The sequence below is a fragment of the Corynebacterium sp. FDAARGOS 1242 genome (assembly GCF_016889985.1).
GTDB classification, from domain to species: Bacteria; Actinomycetota; Actinomycetes; order Mycobacteriales; family Mycobacteriaceae; genus Corynebacterium; species Corynebacterium minutissimum_B.
In genome coordinates this window covers 803,025-822,931 of sequence record NZ_CP069568.1, presented here as the reverse complement: position 1 = coordinate 822,931, position 19,907 = coordinate 803,025, and the positions used below count along the sequence as shown (strand labels likewise).

The following is a 19,907-nucleotide window of genomic DNA, read 5'->3' as shown; positions in this document are numbered from 1 at the left end:
TCAGACCCCTGTGGAGGAAACAACGGTGCCTACCAACAGCCAGCGCCTAGATGATGCGCTCAACCAGCTCGATCGCGAGCTGAAGTCCCGCGACCGCAAGCAAAAGACCCGCCCGTTGGGCGTTGTGTTTGCTGCGGCCGTAGTCATTATCGCCCTCGTCGGCGGAATCTGGTTCCTTGCCACGCGTACGGGTGATGAGGAAGAGATCCAAGCGCAGGAGACCTCGGCTGCTGAAACTACATCTGAGGCCCCTACTGCTGAGGCGCTGACCGGCAAGCGCGAGAAGCCGCTCGACGAAACCGTGACCTGTGAATACCCGGAAGCTGGCGATGCTTCCCGCGAGGTCGCCATCCCGAAGGGCAAGAACATTCCGGCCAAGGGCGAGGTCACCGTTAACTTTGCTACCAAGCAAGGCGACATTGAGATGACCCTCGATCGTTCCCTGGCTCCCTGTACTGTCAACGCTATTACGGACATGATTTCGGCTGAGTACTACGACGACACCGTGTGCCACCGCATGACCGATGGTGGAATCTTTGTCCTGCAGTGTGGCGACCCGACCGGCCAGGGTTCTGGCGGCCCTGGTTTCCAGTTCGCCAACGAGTACCCGACTGATGAGGCTGACGACGAAGCCCTCGGCAAGATGACCCTCTACCCGAAGGGCTCCCTCGCCATGGCTAACGCTGGTCCAGATACCAACGGCTCCCAGTTCTTCATTAACTACAAGGACTCTGAGTTGCCGCCTGCCTACACGTACTTCGGTAACCTCACCGCCAAGGGCCAGAAGACTATCGACGCCATTGCTGCAAAGGGCGTCAAGGATGGCGCCGGAGGCGGCCAACCGGCTGAAGAGGTTCGCATCACCAAGGCCACCATCGAAAGCTAGCCTTTACCCCCGATACGGTGATTAACCCCCGCTCCCAGGTTGTGAGCGGGGGTTCTCCTTTGTTAAAGGCAGTATCATTTCTCTTCTGAGAATTTCTTAGCCTTGAGCTGTTCCTTTACCTCGCATTAACCTAAGCTGTTCCGGGCCCAATTGGAAAGCCCAGCTCACATCATGCGGGCAGTTGATTCACAGGGTGAAGAACTTTTTGACAAATCTCTTGCATATCAACTCTAGTCTCAGTAGCATCTGTGAGGTCTTTGAAATTCCCGAGATATAAAAGGAACGAGAATGAAGTTCTTCTCCCGTAAGGCCCTCGTAGCCGCCGCTACCGCAGCTACCGTTTCCCTGGCTGGCGTGTCCGTTGCTTCCGCTGAGACCACCACCGAGGAGACCAACTCCACCGCTACCGAGAACACCACCTCCGAGGACAACACCACCTCCGAGGACGACACGATCACTATCTCCGACAACGAGTCCGAGGACAACAAGAAGGACGAGTCCAAGGAGAACGACTCCAAGGAGAACGAGTCCGAGGACAACAAGAAGGACGAGTCTTCCTCTTCCTCCGAGGATGAGGGTTCCTCCATCTCTGAGATGGAGCCGAAGGAGATCCGCGACTGGATCGCCGTTTTCACCGCCATCATCGGCGCCCTCGGCACCGTCTTCGCCTTCTACACCAAGTACTTCGGCCCGAAGGCCAAGTAGTTTCTTCCTCCCGCTCGATAAAGATAGGACACTCCATCATGAAGTTCTTCTCCCGTAAGTCCATCGTTGCTGCTGCTACCGCTGCAACCATCGCTTTCTCCGGCACCGCTGTTGCCACCGCTGCTCCGGCTGAGCAGGACGGTTCCTCCGCAGCTTTCTTCGCTCTTTCCTCCGACGACGAGGGCAACGTAAGCCCGAAGGAGATCCGCGAGTGGATCAAGGTCCTCACCTCCATCATTGGCGCCATGGATGATGCAATGCGTCTCGGCGACAAGCTGGCTGGCAAGTAAGGCCTTAAGCCTTTTAATCCCCCGCTGCGCGCGGGGGATTTTTTCGTTTTCGAGTTGCGGGGTTGGTGGGCCTGTTTTAAGCTTCGTGGCCATGGGGGTATTAGAAACCTACTTCCACTACCGCAACTCGGGGATCGCGCTAGTGGAACAAGCATCCAGCTCACCCGACGAGCTCCGCGCACTCGGCGCCGACCCAGCCGACGCCACCGAGCTTTCCCACCTTCACCGCACCTACTTCGGGCACACCCGCTTTACCGGCAAACAACGCAAAGCACGTGCTGCCGCGATGGCACAACAACATAGCCTTAGCGTTCTCACCCTGATTGAGTCCTACACCGCCAAAGTCAACAAAGACCTCGATGCCTGGAACCTACGCATAAAACTTGCCGGCACCCCCGCCCACCGTATCCGCCAGGTTGCCACCAAGCGCTTAAAGGAGCTTCGTGTCAAGCGCACCGCTAAACCCGGAGTACGCTTCACCTACCGCTCTAAAGGGCCGAACTCCATCACCATCACCGATGACGCCACCGTCATCGCCGATATCCGCGGAACCCTAGAATCCGTTAATAAAACAAACCTGCTTGATGCTGCCCGCACCGTCATTGTCACCGGCGGTATTGGCACCAAACCCGCCGTACACGCTCAAGTCGTTGTCACCCTCAACGAACTCGACCAAATTATTAACGGTGATGGGGAGGAAATAGAACTTAACCTCACCAACGGCGGGCGCATGAGCGGGGCAGACTTTTTGGCCTATAAGTTTGCCGAGATTGGCTACGCCACCATCATCCACCCCCTTGAAGGCCCGGTGAACTCCTATAGGATTCAGCGGCATGCCAGCTGGAAACAACGCATCAGCCTGGCTGCCGAATTCCAAACCTGCTCTAGGCCCGGCTGCAACAAACCCGCTGACTACTGCGAAGTCCACCACCTCATCCCCTGGCAGGCAGGAGGTTCTACCAACCTCAAGAACCTCACCTTCCTATGCGCCTACCACAACGGCATTAACGACGATGACCCTAAACGCCCCACAGGCAGGGGCTACATGTTCCGGCTGAACACCGGGGTGAGCTACATCCCGCCCTGGGGTGTGCCAATTACCGCCATGCCCGAATACCAAGAAGCCCTTAACAGACTCGCCGCTGAGCAGGCAACAGGACAAGCCACAGGGCAACCACCCGACCCACCGGGTGCAAGCTGAAACTTCGCACCCACGCCGCAACGATGAACCCCGCCAACCACACCACGGTCAGCGGGCACATCGGCGATCCTGCACCTAAACAGGCAAATGCAGAGACGACGAAACCCGCCAACCAGAAAAAGGTTGACGGGTGAGTCGGCGTTGTCGGAAGCTGTCCTAGTTTTTGGAGCCGTCTTCCTCGACTTCTTCGATGCGCTCGGAACCGAGTACGTCTTTGAATACAGAGGCGTCGACGAGCTGGCCTCGTCGAATGACTGAAATGTGTCCTGTGGGTTCCAGGATCATCAGCTGTACGTCGTTGCGGCGGCCAAGCCCGGCTTTGCGCACCGCCGAATTAACGTCTCGCTCCGTGATGTGGGCGAAGACCATGTTGTCTTCCTGCAGTTCCCCCTTATAGACCAGCAGAACAGGGCGACGGTCAATGAACTTTGACCATGTGACGAACTGCCGGAAAGTGCCGAAAGCCGCTTCGAGCAGCATGAGGGTGAAAAGGCCGATGATGCCAGCCGCAAGTGTCGGCGGGTTACCGATAATCACGCGGCCAGCGACCGCGCCGAACATAATAATGATCACTGCATCCGACGCCGTCATGGATGTGAGCACACGGCTGCCAAAGAGCTTGACCAGAATCATGAAGGCTAGGTAGATGCCGAGGGTCGCGAACATCACCACGGGTATGCGGTGAGGTTCGATACCGAGCTGGTACATCGCTTCGCGTCCAAAAAGCCTCAAGGTCTCCACGACGCTCTACCTTACCTTTTCCTGTCAATTGCCCATGGAAAAAGCCCACACCAAAAGTGAGCTGCTCCCCATTAGTTGGACTGAAAAATCAGTTACTGACTAGTGGGGAGCAGTTCACAGTGTGGGCTTTAAAAAGAACTCCGAACTAGATGTTGAACTGCTTGCGCAGCTGCTCAATCATCTGCTGAATCGGGGCCGGAAGTGCAGTGGCAGCGAAGCCCACGGTAGCCAGGGCGGTCGCGATAGCGGCTGCAACAGCGGCGGTGATGCCCAGTCCCAGGCCTAGGCCGAAGGAAGAACCATCGAACTTGGAGCTGGTGTCCTTGGACGGCTTCGGGTCAACGGTCGGCTCAGTCGTCGGCGCCGGGGTCTCAGACGGCTTGTCCTCAGACTTGCCCTCCAGGGTGATCGGAAGAACAGCCTCGGTGCCGGCATCAGTGGTGATGGTCAGCTGCTGCTCGCCCTCAAGTCCTTCCGGGATGGTGAGCTTGACGGTCGCGCGGCCGCGCTCACCGAAGCTCTTGTCGCCTTCCTGAGCAGCGTTGTCGATGTCAGCCTCAACCTTTGCATCACCGAGAGCAACGGTAACCTTCTTCGCCTGCGGCTCCTCCTCATTGGAGTAGTTGAGGGAGGACAGGTCGATGGTGATTTCCTCGCCAGCCTTCAGCTCACCGGAAATGTGGGCACCAATCTGGCCCTGGCCGGTGCGAACCTTTGACTCGCCAGAAGCGATGTAGTCAATCATGGCCTGGGTATCCATGTAACCGACGTCGTTACGGTTCTTGATGGAACCCGGCACGAAGAAACCGTCACCGCCTTCCTCAGTATCGCTCGAAGCAAGGAAGGAAGACAGAGCAACGCTGTAGTTCTTCTTCGGGTCGATAGGCTCGCCGTCGATAGTGACAGACTTGACGCGCTTGCCCTGCTCAGCCTTCTGGTCATAGACCACGGAAACATTGCTGGACAGGCCCAAAGCCAGGCGCGGGCGGGACTGACCCGGCTTCCACTGATTCTCCAGAGCCTTGATGAAGTCTTCACCGCTAACCTCAGCCGTGATGACGGAGTTGCCGAAAGGCTGGACGGCGAAGATGTCCTTGTAGGTGACGTCGCCTTCCTTGAGGTCAGCGCGAACACCACCGGCATTCATGACGCCAAGGTCGATTTCCTTGTTGGTCTGCTTCGACATAGCGTAGCGCTGACCATCAGCAATGAAGTTGTTGAGGGTGGACTCCACGCCGCGGTTGGTACCAGTATCTTCACCATCGTTAGAACCGCGGTACATTGCCTTTTCAGTGGTGCCAGCGGTCTTGGAGCCCTCTTCGTCAGCTACCTTCTTGGCCTCGGCGACAACGGAGGCAACCTCTGCATCATCCTCCAGCCCCTGGAGAAGCTCAAAAGTCTCTGCATCCGCAACGTCGTACTGGGTGAGATCGACCTTGGTGATCTTCTTCTCAGCCTTGTCGAAGGTGATGTCGGCGTCGTTAAGCACCTTGCCGTACTCGTAGCCCTGTGCCCAGTACAACGGCAGTGCGCCCTCACGGGCGACCTCGCCCTGGGTCTTCACGTGGGTGTCGCCGCCGAAAAGCAGGTCGACGTCCTTGTTGAAGCCCTCTGCAAACTGCTGTGCGTCCTCGTGCATGAGTGCGACAACAACGTCGGCCTCGCCGGATTCCTTCAGACGGGTGGCTTCCTCATTCGTAGCCTTAACTGGATCGGTGAACTCAATGCCCGGAATGGCAGCGGCGGATACCTTGAACTTGGTGTTCTCAGTGACGGTGCCGACGAAGCCGATCTTCACGCCATCGACTTCCTTCACGAAGGAAGGCTTGAGGAGAGGCTTGCCGTCTTTGGTCACGTTCGCACCGATAATCGGGAACTCAGACTCCTTGACGATGCGGTCCATCAGGTCCTCAGTGCCCTTGTCGAACTCGTGGTTACCCACGGCAGTGACATCGAGGTTCATGGTGTTGAGGGCCTCGTTGGTGTATTTATCCTCAGAAATAGCCGATACGAAAGCGGAGCCGCCCACGTTGTCACCGGAGGACGTCAGAGCGTACTCCTGGTCTTTGTTGACGTACTTGATGAGGGCAGCCATGCGGGCAGCGCCCATCTCGGTGTAACCGCTCAATTCCTTAGTGTCCTTGTCAAACTTCTCAGCCAGCTCGAGGTGGCCGTGGAAGTCAGTGAAGTTGGTGACGGAAATGGTCACCTGGTCGGCCTCAGCGGCGAACGCAGGCGCGCCAGAGACGGCAACGGCGGTAACGGTGGTGGCGGCCAGTAGCTGACCAAAGCGACGGAAATTCACGGGAGTCTCCTGGGTATGAGAGGAATCTTACTCTCGTGTTTATAACGCATCGGTCACAATGACGCAGTGCTTCACGACGCCTCCACCAGCCCCTTCACTCAACATTCATCCACGCGTTACCCAGGGGACAGCAAGGGTTTAAGCTCGACCCCCTGATGGGGGGTGAGGACCTATGCGGTTACGCGGTAAACGTCAAAGACGCCTTCGGTATTGCGCAGCGTGGTCATGAGCTGGCCGAGCTGCTTGGTATCAGAAACGGAGAAGGTAAAGCGAACGGTGGCAATATGGTCGTCGCCCCGGTTTGAGGTCATGGACAACACGTTAAGGCTCTGCTCACTAAAGATGCGGGTGAGCTCGAACAGCAGACCTTGTCGGTCGAGCGCCTCCAGCTGAAGAGTGGCGGAGAAAGCGCCCGAGGACTTGGGGCCGCCTGCCCACTCCACCGTCATCATGCGTTCCGGCTCGGACTTGAGCTTTTCGGCGTTCGTGCAATCGGCGCGGTGGACGGAGACTCCCCCGCCGCGGGTAACAAAGCCGAAGATGGCGTCGCCCGGGACAGGCTGGCAGCACTTAGCCAGCTTCGCCATGACATCCGGGCTGCCTTCTACGAGGATGCCCGTACCAGTAGCGGAGTCCTTGGTGTGCTGCGCGCGGGAGTTCTCAATCTCGCTGAGCGGGGTGCGGGAAGCCAAGGCATCAACGGCATCGTCCTGGTCGCCGAAGAGCGCCATGAGCTGATTGGCCACGTGTTGCGCAGAGACATGCCCGGCACCAATCGCGGTGTAGAGCGCATCGACGTCTGGGTAGTGCAACTGCTCAGCTACCTGCTTCATAGAGCTAGCAGTAAACAGGCGGTGCATGGGCAGGCCCCCACGCTGGACCTCTGCTGCGAGTGCGTCACGGCCGGCCTCGAGGTGCTCCTCACGGCGTTCCTTGGCAAACCACTGCCGGACCTTCGTTTTCGCGCGGGGTGAAACGAGGAAATCTTGCCAGTCGCGCGACGGGCCCGCATTCGGGTCCTTGGACGTAAAAATCTCTACTTTGTCGCCGGATTTAAGCTCAGATTCAAGGGCCACCAGTTTGCCGTTGACCTTAGCTCCGATACACCTGTGTCCCACCTCCGTGTGCACCGCGTAGGCGAAGTCAACCGGAGTGGAACCCGCCGGAAGATTCACCACATCGCCCTTGGGGGTAAAGGCAAAAATTTGCTTGGTGGTCAGGTCATAGCGCAGCGAGTCGAGGAACTCGTTGGGGTCGGCGGCTTCCTTCTGCCAATCAAGCAGCTGACGCATCCACGCCATCTGGTCCACTTCTTCTTGGTGGCCGGAGTTCTTCCCTTTGGTTTCTTTGTAGCGCCAGTGCGCTGCCACGCCGAACTCAGCGTTGTAGTGCATTTCATGCGTGCGCACCTGGACTTCCAGAGTGGAGCCGCCTGCTGCAATCACCGTGGTGTGTAGTGACTGATACACGCCGAAGCGCGGTGAGGAAATATAGTCCTTGAAGCGTCCCGGAAGCGCCTGATAAAGCGAGTGGACAACACCGATGGCGGCATAGCAGGAATTAATATCGTCGACCAAGATGCGGATACCCACGAGGTCGAAGATCTCAGCAAAGTCACGGCCGCGCACGATCATCTTCTGGTAAATCGACCAGTAATGCTTCGGGCGGCCCATGACCTCGGCCTCAATGCCGTTATCCTTGAGTGCTTGGCCTACCTGAGCCCTGATTTCTTTGAGCGCACGATCCCGCGAAGGGGCACGGTCCGCCACCATGCGGACAATCTCGTCATACTTCTTGGGATACAGGATGGCGAAAGCGAGATCTTCCAGCTCCCATTTCACGCTCGCCATGCCCAGGCGGTGAGCCAAAGGCGCAATAACGTCTAGGGTTTGGCGCGCCTTCTTGGCCTGCTTCTCCGGCGGAAGAAAGCGCATCGTGCGCATGTTATGGAGACGATCGCACACCTTGATGACGAGCACCCGAGGGTCCGTGGCCATCGCGACAATCATTTTGCGAATCGTCTCTGCCTCCGCGGCCGCGCCGAGGGCAACTTTGTCGAGTTTCGTGACACCGTCGACAAGCCTGGCGACCTCCGGGCCAAAGTCCCGAGTGAGATCCTCCAAGGAGTAATCCGTGTCCTCCACGGTGTCGTGGAGCAGCGCCGCGGCCACCGTGGTGGTATCCATGCCGATCTCCGCAGCAATCGTTGCCACGGCCAACGGGTGGGTGATGTAAGGCTCCCCAGACTTGCGGACTACACCTTCGTGCAAGCGCTCGGCCGTCCGATAGGCATTGTTGAGAAGCTCAGCATCCGCCTTCGGGTGAAACTCCCGGTGAATCGACATCAACGGGTCCAGTGCCGGATTGATCTTGACCCGACCGCCGGTCAACGACCGCGCTAGACGTGCGGACATACCGCGCACGCCGCTTGGCCGCCATACAGCCTTGTCCTGCTTTTCAGTCATGTATGCCTCCGCACAGTAGCTTAGGCATACAAGCTTAGTCCGCAGCCCCCATTTGGTTCAGCACAACCAAGGGTGTTCCTTCGAGGCGTTGGCGTCCCTGCAGCCCATTGACTTCAAGCACAACGACGTTGCCCGCAACCTCTGCCCCTGCGGCTTCAAGAAGCAGCTTGGCGCCGTATAAGGTGCCGCCGGTGGCGAGGACGTCGTCGACAAGCACGATGCGCTTGCCTTTAATGTCAATACCACTATCCGGAATCTCCAGGGCCGCTGAACCGTACTCCAGCTCATACTCCTGAGTGAGCACCGGCGGCGGCAACTTGCCCTTCTTGCGGATGGCCAAGATTCCCATCTCGAGCTTGTATGCCACGGCAGAACCAAGCAAGAAGCCACGTGCATCCAATCCGCCGACCATGTCGGCGCCGAGCTCTTTGCAGGCTTCCGCCAAGCCATCGACCACGGCAGTAAAAGACGCAGCGTCCGCCAGAACCGGGGTTAGATCCTCGAAGAGGATGCCTTCCTCCGGGAAGTCTTGGACCAGGCGAACCTTGTCTTTTAAGGCTTGTGCTGCTGCGGCGTAAATCTCGCTCACGACTCTTCCTTTGCTTCGGTTTCTTGGTTACGGGTATCACTCCAGCGATCGAGATTCCACCCGATGCCGGCAGGGCCAGTGTAGGGCACCACGCCCGTGACAGCGCGGTCAACGATGAAACTCCGGGGCTGTGCAGATACCGGGATCGACGGCAGGTCCTCCCAAAGCTGTTGCTCGAGCTCGCGCAACGCACGAGAGTTCTTCACGCTGGAAGTTGGGGCGGAGTATTCACGAAGCGGGTCCACAGGCCCTAAATAGACATCGATGCCAGCAAGCCCCGTGGTGGGGTCAGGGGCAAGATTCGCTCGGGTGACGCGATCTCCGGAGCGATCCTCGATGGTGATTCCGGAGGGCTCGCACACAGCACGCAATTCCTCCAGCATGGCCTCGTACCGTGGATTGGGCGCCAAGTACCCCACGCCGATAGTCGTGCCTGCCAGGCCGCTTGCTACCGCTGGCTCAATGGGCACCCTGCTTATCGACGCCATCTGCGCCGCCACCGGGTCATCGTGCGGTACGGTGCGAACGTGGACCGCGGGAACCTCCACGCCAGACTGGCGGCTGGCGGCATCCGCCAAACGCTCGGTGTCCACGCAAGCAGCGAAAGCCTGACGAGCCCACGGCTGGGAAAAGAGTCCAGCGTCGGAGAAAGTGAAGGTATCGGTAAGGGTCCCGACTACCGGGGTGACGTCAAAGGGATTACCTTCGGCGTTGCGGTCCAACCAGGAAGGTTCCTTGAGGTGGGATTCGGCAACGCGCAGTTCTTCGGACTCGACAAGCGCGGAAGCGTCAGTAGTATCGGGCCAGACCACGACCTCGTCGAGTTCCGGCCTGTCGCCATAGTAGGAGTCATTGGCCTTCAGCACGATGGCGCCCGAGTCTTCCACGCGGTCAATGACGTAAGGGCCAAAGGACACCTGCAGCTCGGGGTCAAAGTGTCCGGGTTCGGTGGAAAAACCTTCGCGCCAGGTCTGGGCCACGTCCTCAAGCATCGACGGATCCTGTGCGTGCAATGCTGCGTTGAGTTCCTCCACGCTCATCCCCGAGCGGTGCGCAATCGCATGTGCTGGAAGAACGGTGCCGGGGCCAAAAAGATAACGCCAGCGCGAACCAGAATCAGGGTTGAACCATACCGTGAACTCCTTTGACTCCGGCGCACACTCCATCGCGGCGATATCCGCTACCAACGGCAGGTGGGACTCAAAGGTTTGGCTGAGTAGGCCCGCGGTGTACGACAACAAAAAATCGTCGCAGGTGACCGGAATACCATCAGCGAATTTCGCCTGGTCGGTGATCTTAAAATCTACGTGCGCACCTGGGTGCTCTGCATCCGAGGGGTAATACTCAGCGTGGATCAGATCCGAGTTCGGGACCATTTGTCCGGCGGGCCCAGGGACGTACATCGCCGGATACATACGGCTAGCAAGCTGCGGGGCGCCCGTAGCATCACCCCATGGCGTTGCTGCGTTCGTGCTGGCTAGGCGCGCATCGGTGAGAAGGCCGAAGGAGGGGGTTGGGGGGACGTCGTCAAGCGCGGCGTCCCGGTCCTCCCCGCACGCGGAGACGGTCACCGCTACTGCCAGCAGTGCCGCCCCTAGTGAACGACGCATGATTTAGCGCCCAGGGCGCCACGAGACGCCGCCAGACTCCTCAGTACGGGGCTGCGCTGCCGCTGCTGGCGACGCCACGGTGCGAAGAGGTTTCTCCCCGGAAGCGTCAGAGACGCGCGAGCCCTCCGCGCGGTAGGCTGCGACAACCTCGTTGTGCTTCTTCACGCTCTTGCGCTTGTTGGCCAGGGTCACCAGCAAGGTCGTTGCAAAGAAGATGGAGGAGAAAATGCCCTCGATGACACCAATGAACTGAATCAGCGCGAGGTCGCGCAACGTACCGATACCCATCAACCAGATAGCGACGATGAAAAGTGCGATGATGGGCAGCGCGGAAATCACGGACGTCGAGATTGAGCGCATCACCGTCTGGTTAATGGCCAGGTTGGTGAGCTCGGAATAGGTCTTGGAGCGCTGGCCTTCGAGGCCGGTTGTATTCTCATCCACTTTGTCAAAGACAATGACGGAGTCATAGAGGGAGAAGGTCAGCACGGTCAGCAGACCAATGATGACCGCCGGGGAGACCTCGAAACCAAAGAGAGCGTAAATACCGGCGATAAAGACACCGTCAAAGATGAGCGCGAGAATAGCGGCAAAAGCCATATCGCGCTGCAGGCGCACAGCCACGTAGATGGTCGCCACGACGAAAAAGACGAGCATGGCAATGATCATGCGCTGGGTAATCGATGAGCCCCAGGATTCCGACACAGTGGAGGAACCAATTGCATCGGGGCTAGGCGTGCCATTCTCATCTTCGACCTGGAATTTTTCAAAGATGGCTTGGCGCGCCTGGTTCACCTCTTCTGCGGAGAGGCGCTCCGAAGTGACCTCGAGGGTCTCGGAGGAACCCGCGCCGACAATCTGGACCAGCTCTGGCTCGATGCCGGTGGCTTCGGTGAAGGTCTCTTCAACCTGCTCGGTGGTGAGGTCACCTGCCGGCATGGTGAGCTTAGTGCCGCCCTCGAAGTCGAGGGACAGGGTAAAGCCGCGGATGGCAATCGCCAGAATCGAGGCGATGAGTAAGACACCAGCGATGGTGTACCAGGTCTTGGAGCGACCAACGAAATCGAATCCGCCCTCGTCCTCGTAGAGGCGGTCCATGCGGGAAATCTTGCGGGTGGTGGTATCGACAGCCATGGTTTATTTCTCCTCGTCCGTAGCAGTCGCAATTGGCTTGGCGACGCTCCCCTGAGCATCCGCAGCGGCAGTTTCGTCCTTGTCCGCCTTCTTGGCGTAGTAGCCACGCTCCCGGCGTTCCTCCACCAGGTTGTAGATGCCGCCCAGGCCATTCATGGAGGGCTTCGAATACGCCGGGCGGCGGCCGACGATCTGCATGATCGGCGCCATGACCAGGAAGGACACGAGGAGGTCGAAGACGGTGGTCAGACCCATCGTAAAGGCGAAGCCCTTAACCTCGCCGATAGCCAGGAAGTAGACCACGACCGCACCGATGAGCGTTACGGCATTACCGGTAACGATCGTCGAGCGCGAACGCTCCCACGCGGTACGGGTAGCGGAACGGAACGTGCGGCCTTCCAGCAACTCATCCTTGATGCGTTCGTAGTAGACCACGAAGGAGTCGGCCGTTGCACCGATACCGATAACCAGACCAGCCATGCCGGATAGATCCAGGGAGTAACCAATCCAGCGGCCCAGGAGTACCAAGGCGCCGTAGGTCAGCACGCCGGTAACGACGAGCAGGAAGAGCGACACCCAGGACAGCGCGCGGAAGTAGTAGATGGCATAGGCCGCCACGAGAATGAAGCCGACGATGCCGGCGATCAGGGCCGCCTTGAGTGCGGCCTTGCCGAGTGAGGGCGGCACGGTTTCGACCGTTCCGCCGGGCTCACCATTGGCACCGGTAAAGGACAGTGGCAGCGCACCGTAGCGCAGGTTGTTCGCGAGACTTTGTGCTTCCTCCTGGCTGAAGTCACCAGTAATGGAGGTGGCGGAACCCACCGGGGTGGGGCCCTGAATAACCGGGGCAGAAATCACAGCGGAGTCCAGAGTGATGGCGACCTGCTTGTGCAGGTTCTCCTGAGTCAGGGTGGCCCAGGTTTGGGAACCGTTAGGGCCAGTACCCGTTTTGAAGGCGAAGCCAATTTCCATCTGACCGGTCTGCGGGTTCAGACCACCAGTAATAGGTGCGTCGGTATCAATCTCGTTACCGGTCAGGCGGGTGCCGTTGGGATCCGTGATGCCGTCGAGAAGCGGGGCGGGGTTCAACAGGTAGGGCTGCTGATTAGAGTAGTCACAGGCCACGAGCGGCTTGGCCGGGTCATCGGTTCCAGCCAGCGGGTCCGTCTCGGCGTCACAGGACATCAGGCCCAGCGCCGCAGTCTGCGCGGTGGGGTCCTCCGACTGACGGTCCTTGAGGAGCACGTCATTGACCTTTTCGCGGCGCTCGGTCTCCTCGACGGAGTTGTCCGGCTCCGGCAGCGGCTTCTCAGTCACGGTAGGAGCCTTGGACTTCTTATCGTCCTTTTCCTTAGCGTCCTCGCCCTCTGCGGCAGGGTCGTTTGCGGAGTTGAGCGCCTCATGGATGGACGCCAGCGCCTCATTGGCATGCTCCGGGGTAGAAATGCCGTACTTGACCCAGCGATTGGCCATGTCCGTCATCGTCTTCTCCAGCTTCCCCAGGTCCGGCATCGGCTGCTCGCCTACCGGACGGAAGAGAAGTTGGGAGGTCTGGCCCACTGCCTGGGCTTGGGAGGCATCCTCACCCGGCACGGTAATGACCAAGGTGGAGCCGTTAATCACGACCTCAGAGCCGGAAACACCCATGCCGTTCACGCGCTGCTCCAAAATGGTGCGCGCTTGCTGCAGCTGCTCTTGGGTTGGTTCCTCACCCTGGGGCACCAAAGTCACTCGGGTACCGCCCTGCAGGTCAATACCCAACTTAGGTGTGGCCGACTTGTTGCCGGTCAAGAAAATGAGGGCATAAATCAGGATGACAATGAGCGCGAAGAGCGCCAGCGCGCGCTTGGGCCATTGCCGTTGGCTGGTGTTGACACCACCACGTTTCGATGCGGACACAAAGATCTCCTGTGTTGTGAGGAACAGGGCTAAAACTCAAAGGTCATGGCGTTGATGCACGGGGGTCACCCGGCGCCATGACTAAAGCACAGTCCATCATCGTACGTCATGGATTGCTGTTTTCCTTAACAGGCTTAAGGTGAGCCGCCTGCGATGTGACGAGCGCAACTAAATTTAGAGCTTGGGAAAGCGCTCGTCATTGTCGTCGTCGGCCGTCGTATCGGCCTCCGCTACTCCATCGGCGACATCGGCAGAACGCACAATCGCCATGGTGTCGAAGGTCATGACGGTGCCGTCCTTGACACGTACATCAATCTGCTCGCCATGCTTCGCGACGACCGTCCCGTGCAGGCCGCCTGCAGTAACGATGTTCTGGCCGGGGGTCAGGGAAGACTGCAGCTCCTTCATCTGGTTTTGCCGCTTGCGCTGTGCGCGCATGGTCATGAAGCTCGGCAAGATGACGAGGACAGCGAGGACGAGAAGAAGAACTACTTGGGTACCATTCATAAGTGGCTAGTGTGCCAGAAACCCTACCTGCCGGGCCAATTAAAACAGCCCGCCGCCGAGCGTTCCGTCTGGTGCCTCGAGGCCAAGATGCTGCCATGCCGCTGTAGTGGCAACACGGCCGCGTCCAGTGCGGGACACCATTCCAGCGCGCACGAGATAAGGCTCGCAGACCTCCTCCACGGTGGAAGGCTCCTCACCCACCGCGATAGCCAAGGTATTAACGCCGACGGGCCCGCCGCCGTGGCCTTTGATGAGGGCTTCGAGGACGGCACGGTCGAGCCGATCGAGGCCGCGCTCATCTACATCGAAGACCTTCAGCGCTCCCTGCGCCGCCGCGACATCGATATGACCGTCGCCGTTCACCTCGGCATAGTCACGCACGCGGCGAAGCAGGCGGTTCGCAATGCGCGGGGTACCGCGAGAGCGAGAGCCAATCTCCACGGCGGCATCCTGGTCAATATCGACATCGAGGATGGTCGCCGCGCGCGTAATGACCTTGGTCAAATCCGCGGTGTCGTAGTACTCCATCTGTGCGGTAAAGCCGAAACGGTCACGCAACGGGCCGGTGAGCATACCGGCACGTGTTGTGGCGCCTACCAAGGTGAAGGGAGGGATCTCCAGCGGAATCGACGTCGCGCCAGGGCCCTTGCCCACGATGACATCAATGCGGAAATCCTCCATGGCCATGTACAGCATTTCCTCTGCGGGCCGCGCGATGCGGTGGATCTCATCGATAAAAAGGACATCGCCTTCCATCAAATTCGACAGCATCGCTGCCAAGTCACCGGCACGTTCCAACGCCGGGCCGGACGTCATGCGCAAGGAGGTGCCCAGTTCCTGGGCAATGATCATCGCCATCGTCGTCTTGCCCAGACCCGGCGGCCCAGAGAGCAGCACGTGGTCCGGAGTTACCCCGCGGTTCTTCGCGCCGTTCAGCACGAGCGACAGCTGTTCGCGCACCTTAGGCTGGCCGATGAACTCGTCAAGAGACTTCGGGCGCAGCGAGCGTTCAATATCGTGCTCACCCTGCTGCTCCGCTGCATCGACGTCCTGGTTGCGCTGCGGCGGGGTGGACAGATTCATACCGTCAGGGAGCTTGAACTCAGTACGTTCGACATCAGACATGGCAGCCGCTCCCCTACTTCTTCGCGCCCAGCTGGCTCAGCGCAGCACGCAACACAACCGGCGTCGCCGCATCAGGCTGCTCCGCGGCCACGGCTTCCACAATCGGACGTGCGGCCTTGTCGGTAAAACCAAGGCCCACCAGGGCTTCGACAACATCGTCCACGACGGGTCCGGTGGCTGCGGGGGTGGCCGGTGGGACGTCGGAAAGCGCCGGCGCAAAACCCGACACCTTATCCTTGAGCTCCAGCACGAGGCGTTGCGCCATTCGCTTGCCCACGCCGGGAATCTTTTGCAAGCGCGCGGCCTCCTCTCCCGCAATGGCCTGCGCCAAATCCCCAGCTCCCATCACCGACAAGGCCGCCAGCGCGAGCTTCGGCCCCAGACCAGATACCGTCTGCAGGACATGGAACATATCGCGATCATCAGTACTGGTAAAGCCATAGAGTGTCATGGAATCTTCCTTGACCACCAGCGTTGTCATCACGTGGGATTCTTCCCCACGCTGGAGGGTCCCCAACGTCGTTGGGGTGGCCAGCACCTTATAGCCCACGCCAGCACATTCAATCACGACGTGATCAAGCTGAATGTCAAGGACGGTTCCGCGCAGGGATGCGATCATGGCTTTTCCTTACTTCATAGTGGTTGAGGGCGTACGGGAGACAGATGCAGTGCGGGGCGAGCTTCCCCGTACCCCGCTGGTGCGCGCGCCAGCACCTACCCCGGCGCTGGGATCACTGCCATTTACCCACGCTAATGCCGGGGCGCGCCAACAGTGGCACACCGCTAGCGCCAAAGCATCGGCCGCGTCCGCCGGTTTTGGTGCTTCACTTAGCCCCAGGATACGGGTAATCATCGCAGTCATCTGCTTCTTGTCCGCTCGCCCGTTTCCGGACACAGCTTTCTTCACCTCCGACGGGGTGTACATGTGCACGGGGATGTCGCGCTCGGCCGCCGCTAGGACGAGAACCCCCACAGCATGAGCAGTCTGCATAACAGTGGAGACTTCACCGCGTTCGAATACGCGCTCGAGAGCGACCACCTGCGGCTGATAGTCGTCCATCCACTCCCGTACGGCTACTGACAGCCGCTGGAGACGCTCCCCCAAATCCTTATCGCTAGGCGTGCGCACTACCCCCACGGCAATGGGGATAACTGCGCGCCCGCGCCCTGCTTGGACAACGGACAGACCGCAGCGCGTTAGACCTGGGTCAATGCCCATAACGCGCAAGCCTTCCAAGTTCACCGCGGCCTCCTTAACGTGTGCTACCACGAGCTAGTGTACACACACGTGTTCTAGACCCTCCACCGCGGTTCGTTCTCATGCCTGAAGGGCGTACAGTGGCCCGCATGTCAACACATGCACAAGAATTGTCCGATTTCATCCGCTCCCGCCACTCCCCGCGCGCTTTCTTGCCGGAGCCTCTCCCGGCTGAGGTCATTGAGCAGGTGCTTATCGACGCCCAATCGGCCCCCTCCAACTCCAATACCCAGCCGTGGAACGTCCATCTCGTTGGTGGCGAGAAACTCAAGGAGTTGAGCGCGGCGCTCATTAAGGAGTTCGATACCAACGGCCTCAACCCGGATTTCACCATTGACTACGGTGAAGGCATTCACCCACAGCGCTCCCAGCACTTGGCTGCAAAAATGTACGGCCTTATTGGCATCGCACGCGAAGACGTCGAGGGCCGCAGAGAATTCGTCAGGGAGAATCTGCGCTTCTTCGGCGCGCCCCACATCGCGTTGCTGTTCATCCCTCCCCTGGGCGACCGCATCCGTGCGTCCTTCGATCAGGGAACCTACGCGGAAAACTTCCTGCTCTCCCTGACCGCACACGGCTACCACGGCGTACCGCAAGGAATGGTGTCTTTGCTCGCGCCCACCGTCCGCGAGTTCCTCGGCGTGGATGAGGACCAGAAGCTAGTCACCGCTATTACCTTCGGTAAGGCCGATGAGACTAGCCCGGTCTTCAACACCAATCCAGGCCGCGCACCCCTGTCCGAAACCGTGACGGTGCACGGCATCGACAGCCTGGAGTTGAAGAAGTAGTCAGCGCCGAGGTTAATCGGCGTCGAGCTCAGCGAGGACTTCGTCGCTCAAGTCCATGTTCGTGTACACGTTCTGGACATCGTCGGAGTCCTCGAGCGCGTCAATGAGGCGGAAGATCTTGCGGGCATCATCGGCCTGCAGCGGCACCTCAACAGAGGCGCGGAAGTCGGTATCGGTGTCATCGACCTCAATATCGGCTTCTCCGAGAGCCTCGCGCACAGCCGGAATATCACCCGGGGCGCAGGTAATCTCGAACTTCTCGCCGTTGTCCTTGACTTCTTCGGCGCCGGCTTCCAGTACGGCGAGGAGAATGTCATCCTCGCTCTGCTCGCCCTTCTCTACGAAGACGAGGCCGGTGCGCGAGAACATGTAGGCCACAGAGCCCGACTCGCCTAGGTTGCCGCCGTTCTTGGACATCGCAGTGCGCACCTCAGTCGCCGCACGGTTGCGGTTATCCGTCAGGCACTCGATTAGCATGGCCACACCATTGGGCCCATAGCCCTCGTACATGACATTTTCCCAATCAGCGCCGCCGGCTTCTTCGCCGGAGCCGCGTTTGCGGGCGCGCTCGATGTTGTCGTTAGGAACAGAGGCCTTCTTGGCCTTCTTGATCATGTCATCGAGGGTCGGGTTAGCCGCAGGATCGCCGCCGCCGGTGCGTGCCGCGACCTCGATGTTCTTAATCAGCTTGGCGAACTCCTTGCCACGTTTGGCATCGTTAGCCGCTTTTTTATGCTTGGTAGTTGCCCATTTGGAGTGGCCTGACATGTCATCCCTTTCGATGTGGATGTATGAAACTGGTGCAATTATACGGGTCCGCCGTCGCCGGCATTACTAGGGGTGCCCCAGGCGCCTATACGGTGTTGACTTACCTTGTCTGCTGACTAGGTCGGCTTAGACGTTCTGCCAATTACCATTTGCCGTAGAGCCGCTGACGTCCTCACGCATCCTGCGAGTCAATCCTTCTTGCATAGCTAAGGCAAGTAATTCGCCGCGTTGGTTGAAAATTTTGCCCTGTGCCAATCCAGTACCGCTCTGTGCCGAAGGTGACGATTGGGAGTAAAGCATCCATTCATCCGCACGCACTGGGCGCAGGAACCACAGGGAGTGATCGAGGCTGGCCAGCTGAATGCGATCGCCCTGGTGTGGCAAGAGCGCAGTGCGGATAAGTGTCATATCAGACATGTAAAGCAGTGCAGCCTGATGGAGGGCCTGGGAGGGGGCGTCGGCAAGCGCGGCTCCCGTGTTACGGAACCAAATATTCCGAAATCCGGCGCCCGTCGTCTCCGCAGCGGTGGGGTCACGTCCCTCCTCCGGAACGAGGCGCACGTCCCAGTCCTCCCACTCCTTCAAAATGATGCGGGTGGCATACGGTGACTCCGTAATCGTCTCCGGCGCTGGCACTACCGGCATTGGATCCTGGTGCTCCGGACCAGTATCGCCATCCTTGTGAAAGCTGGCGATGAGAACGAAGATAAGGCGCTCGTCTTGAAAAACGCGCACGTGCCGGGTGGCAAAGGAGCGGCCATCCCGCACCCGCTCGACGCGCAGAGTAGCCGGCTGGCTGGAGTCCCCCGGCCCCACGAAGTAGCAGTGCAGCGAATGGGCCAACTTGCCCTCGACGGTGCGCTGCGCGGCGTGAAGTGCCTGCGCCATAGTCTGACCGCCAAAGGTGCGCTCAATGCGGGAAGGCACAACAGGGCTGCGGAAAGTATCCTCACCCACCTGCTCGATATCGACCGCCTGTGCCACCGATGCCATGCTGTCATCCTCCTCAACTGTTGCTTATGGCGCGCACCGCGCTAACCTCGCCCATCCTACTCACAGGGTTCAACTCCTTCGACGTGAGTGCGTAGTATGTTCCGCATGACATCAACTACTCCACACAGCGTGCACCGCGTGGCCGCCTGCCTCGAGATGTTCACATGGGCGCTGCTTATTTTCTCCATGATCCTCAAGTACTCCGGAACCACCGAGGCTCTTACCCCTTTCGCGGGTGGAATCCACGGTTTTGGTTTCTTGTGCTTCTTGCTCATGACCGCCCTGGTGTGGATTAATAACCGCTGGCCACTAGGCGTTGGCATCCTCGGGTTGGTGGTGACCGTTATTCCGTTTGCGGCGCTTCCCTTTGCCGTCTGGGTATCCAAGCCCGGTTTAGTTGATGGACCGTGGCGTTTTGTCGATGATGCGCAACCGCAGGGATTTTTCGACAAGATTCTGGCACAAGCCGTGCGCCATCCCGTGCGCACCGCTATCATTGGCCTCATCGTCGTGGCCATTGTGTTCAGTGTCCTTCTGATGCTAGGCCCACCCGTCGACGTCGAGTCCGCCATTGAAAACAATCGTTAAAGTTCCCGCCGTATGGGCTGGGTGGGCCATTGCCCGCGTCCTACTCATTGCCTTG

At 59.3% G+C, this 19,907-nt stretch carries 19 protein-coding genes; 6 read left to right on the top strand and 13 right to left on the bottom strand.

Annotation, left to right across the window (positions count from 1 at the left end; translation table 11 throughout):
- Positions 1-25 precede the first annotated feature (25 nt).
- The 4 genes from I6J72_RS03925 (at position 26) to I6J72_RS03910 (ending at position 3,082) form a co-directional block, all read left to right on the top strand.
- Positions 26-886 carry a peptidylprolyl isomerase gene (locus I6J72_RS03925; protein WP_204100420.1) on the top strand — a complete coding sequence of 287 codons (861 nt, stop codon included), beginning with the start codon at positions 26-28 and terminating at the stop codon, positions 884-886.
- A 288-nt stretch (positions 887-1,174) separates the two neighbouring features.
- Positions 1,175-1,591 carry a hypothetical protein gene (locus I6J72_RS03920; protein ID WP_115022357.1) on the top strand — a complete coding sequence of 139 codons (417 nt, stop codon included), beginning with the start codon at positions 1,175-1,177 and terminating at the stop codon, positions 1,589-1,591.
- A gap of 38 nt (positions 1,592-1,629) precedes the next feature.
- Entirely contained in the window at positions 1,630-1,881 is a 252-nt protein-coding gene (locus I6J72_RS03915) for a hypothetical protein (protein ID WP_039675689.1), read from the top strand.
- A 91-nt stretch (positions 1,882-1,972) separates the two neighbouring features.
- A complete protein-coding gene (locus tag I6J72_RS03910; protein ID WP_204099993.1) occupies positions 1,973-3,082 on the top strand; it encodes an HNH endonuclease signature motif containing protein in 1,110 nt (369 codons plus the stop codon).
- Positions 3,083-3,238: 156 nt separating this feature from the next.
- Here the strand turns inward: I6J72_RS03910 and I6J72_RS03905 are convergent, their stop codons facing one another.
- From I6J72_RS03905 to ruvC, 11 genes are all read right to left on the bottom strand, one after another.
- The gene (locus I6J72_RS03905) at positions 3,239-3,790 is read right to left on the bottom strand and encodes a DUF421 domain-containing protein (RefSeq protein WP_181815454.1); all 552 of its coding nucleotides are present in this window, start codon (positions 3,788-3,790) and stop codon (positions 3,239-3,241) included.
- 178 nt (positions 3,791-3,968) lie between these two features.
- A complete protein-coding gene (locus I6J72_RS03900) occupies positions 3,969-6,128 on the bottom strand; it encodes a bifunctional UDP-sugar hydrolase/5'-nucleotidase (protein WP_204099992.1) in 2,160 nt (719 codons plus the stop codon).
- A 170-nt stretch (positions 6,129-6,298) separates the two neighbouring features.
- Complete coding sequence (locus I6J72_RS03895; RefSeq protein ID WP_204099991.1) at positions 6,299-8,593, bottom strand: bifunctional (p)ppGpp synthetase/guanosine-3',5'-bis(diphosphate) 3'-pyrophosphohydrolase; 2,295 nt, start codon at positions 8,591-8,593, stop codon at positions 6,299-6,301.
- 34 nt (positions 8,594-8,627) lie between these two features.
- Positions 8,628-9,182: an adenine phosphoribosyltransferase gene (locus tag I6J72_RS03890; protein ID WP_115022369.1), complete on the bottom strand. Its 555-nt coding sequence runs from the start codon at positions 9,180-9,182 to the stop codon at positions 8,628-8,630.
- Positions 9,179-10,792, bottom strand: a complete 1,614-nt coding sequence (locus I6J72_RS03885; protein ID WP_204099990.1) for an ABC transporter substrate-binding protein — start codon at positions 10,790-10,792, stop codon at positions 9,179-9,181. The genes I6J72_RS03890 and I6J72_RS03885 overlap by 4 nt, the downstream gene beginning before the upstream one ends.
- A 3-nt stretch (positions 10,793-10,795) precedes the next feature.
- Positions 10,796-11,926, bottom strand: coding sequence for a protein translocase subunit SecF (gene secF / locus I6J72_RS03880; protein ID WP_204099989.1), 1,131 nt, complete (start codon positions 11,924-11,926; stop codon positions 10,796-10,798).
- Positions 11,927-11,929: 3 nt separating this feature from the next.
- Positions 11,930-13,825 (bottom strand): protein translocase subunit SecD, encoded by a 1,896-nt coding sequence (gene secD, locus I6J72_RS03875; protein ID WP_204099988.1) that lies wholly within the window; start codon positions 13,823-13,825, stop codon positions 11,930-11,932.
- A 174-nt stretch (positions 13,826-13,999) separates the two neighbouring features.
- Positions 14,000-14,332 carry a preprotein translocase subunit YajC gene (yajC, locus tag I6J72_RS03870; protein WP_115022379.1) on the bottom strand — a complete coding sequence of 111 codons (333 nt, stop codon included), beginning with the start codon at positions 14,330-14,332 and terminating at the stop codon, positions 14,000-14,002.
- Between the two features lie 39 nt (positions 14,333-14,371).
- Positions 14,372-15,457 (bottom strand): Holliday junction branch migration DNA helicase RuvB, encoded by a 1,086-nt coding sequence (gene ruvB / locus I6J72_RS03865; RefSeq protein WP_204099987.1) that lies wholly within the window; start codon positions 15,455-15,457, stop codon positions 14,372-14,374.
- A gap of 13 nt (positions 15,458-15,470) precedes the next feature.
- A complete protein-coding gene (ruvA, locus tag I6J72_RS03860; RefSeq protein WP_204099986.1) occupies positions 15,471-16,076 on the bottom strand; it encodes a Holliday junction branch migration protein RuvA in 606 nt (201 codons plus the stop codon).
- A gap of 9 nt (positions 16,077-16,085) precedes the next feature.
- Positions 16,086-16,700: a crossover junction endodeoxyribonuclease RuvC gene (gene ruvC, locus I6J72_RS03855; RefSeq protein ID WP_181815455.1), complete on the bottom strand. Its 615-nt coding sequence runs from the start codon at positions 16,698-16,700 to the stop codon at positions 16,086-16,088.
- A 104-nt stretch (positions 16,701-16,804) separates the two neighbouring features.
- Here ruvC and I6J72_RS03850 point away from each other — a divergent pair, with 104 nt between their 5' ends.
- Positions 16,805-17,503, top strand: coding sequence for a nitroreductase (locus tag I6J72_RS03850; protein WP_239107486.1), 699 nt, complete (start codon positions 16,805-16,807; stop codon positions 17,501-17,503).
- A gap of 12 nt (positions 17,504-17,515) precedes the next feature.
- Here the strand turns inward: I6J72_RS03850 and I6J72_RS03845 are convergent, their stop codons facing one another.
- Together I6J72_RS03845 and I6J72_RS03840 are read right to left on the bottom strand one after the other, a co-directional pair.
- Entirely contained in the window at positions 17,516-18,271 is a 756-nt protein-coding gene (locus tag I6J72_RS03845; RefSeq protein WP_115022389.1) for a YebC/PmpR family DNA-binding transcriptional regulator, read from the bottom strand.
- Between the two features lie 126 nt (positions 18,272-18,397).
- The gene (locus I6J72_RS03840; RefSeq protein WP_204099984.1) at positions 18,398-19,264 is read right to left on the bottom strand and encodes an acyl-CoA thioesterase II; all 867 of its coding nucleotides are present in this window, start codon (positions 19,262-19,264) and stop codon (positions 18,398-18,400) included.
- Positions 19,265-19,369: 105 nt separating this feature from the next.
- Between I6J72_RS03840 and I6J72_RS03835 the strand changes: the two genes are divergently transcribed.
- Entirely contained in the window at positions 19,370-19,852 is a 483-nt protein-coding gene (locus tag I6J72_RS03835) for a DUF3817 domain-containing protein (protein ID WP_204099983.1), read from the top strand.
- The last annotated feature ends 55 nt before the right edge of the window (positions 19,853-19,907 follow it).